Annotated in this window: 2 protein-coding genes; one reads left to right on the forward strand and one right to left on the reverse strand. The window is 50.0% G+C overall.

Going from position 1 to position 1,029, the window contains the following annotated elements; genetic code table 11:
- Window positions 1-286: hypothetical protein (locus tag PMI32_RS30210; protein ID WP_157214341.1), on the forward strand; the 286-nt coding region annotated here is incomplete at its 5' end.
- Window positions 287-340: 54 nt separating this feature from the next.
- On the opposite strand, the gene PMI32_RS30535 is transcribed toward PMI32_RS30210, so the two are convergent.
- Window positions 341-1,029, reverse strand: a 689-nt coding sequence (locus PMI32_RS30535) for an RHS repeat-associated core domain-containing protein (RefSeq protein WP_338010005.1), incomplete at its 5' end; no start/stop codon positions are given.

Genomic DNA, 1,029 nt, shown 5'->3' on the forward strand with positions numbered 1-1,029 from the left:
GCGCCAACAACAAATCGCCGTGCTGGACGATCGAATTCTGCATCGCACCTTGTATCTCGGTAGCCAGGCGGCTTTTGCAGTAGAAGCGCTGATGCTGTTGCGCGCCTTGCCGTGCATGGCCGATCAGCCGGCCGAGGGCGTCGTAGCAATAGTGGCAGAGGGATTCGCGCAGCAATGGCATGGGGATGCTTCGAAGGTTCAATGTGCCTTCGACCAGTATTGGCGATTTCGCCATGGGTGGGAACTAGCAGAACTGATAGGACGGAACCCGTGGATCCTGGAGTAATTGTGGCAAGGGGATTCGGTCAGGACATCGCCTGCTTTAGTTGTTGTGAGTTTGTCAGGCGTCCCACTTCTTGACTGTATGGTAGCGAGTGGGGTCTGCCCACCAACGATCACCATCATTCGGAGTGCGAATATCTCTGATGAGTATCTCTGCATTTTTCGGGCGCACTCCATTGAGACGCCCTTGTAGTGCCAAGGCGTTTAACTGACTTTCATTGTTGGTTATAATGAGATTGTTTCTAGCTTCCAATAAATTGCGATGATCATTTGATATGTTAACTTCAGGCATGTCGAAATTCTCGTGGATAATTGCTAACGCGTTGCCAGGCATTTGAGCGTAGACGAGCTCGTTTAATTTTATGGGTCTGTTTCTTTTTATAGTAGTAAGCTCCTTGTTCTCGTACACGGTAGCCCCGTCATAGCCAAGGCCTGTAACTGCTTTGATTGCGATTTTTCCCCCGTTAGTTTGGCTGGTTCTAAAAGTCATTTCATGCCATTCATGGATATCGCTCGCTGGAGTAAATTCGGCGACCTCCGTGTAAATGTGTTCAGCGGGCGTATTGGGTGGTCGTTCCGGGCCGCTTTTATAGACAGGCCAACCTAACATCCGTTTGAGGAAGTCCGGGATTGTACCGTTCGGATCGCTCAGATTGATTGGGTCCCCTAAACAATAAGCATATGTATTCAATCCCCCCCTACCAAACGGACTAAAACTGTCCGGGCCGTTAAACCGCATTAACACCG

Source organism: Pseudomonas sp. GM60, from assembly GCF_000282415.1.
In the GTDB taxonomy this organism is placed as follows: domain Bacteria; phylum Pseudomonadota; class Gammaproteobacteria; order Pseudomonadales; family Pseudomonadaceae; genus Aquipseudomonas; species Aquipseudomonas migulae.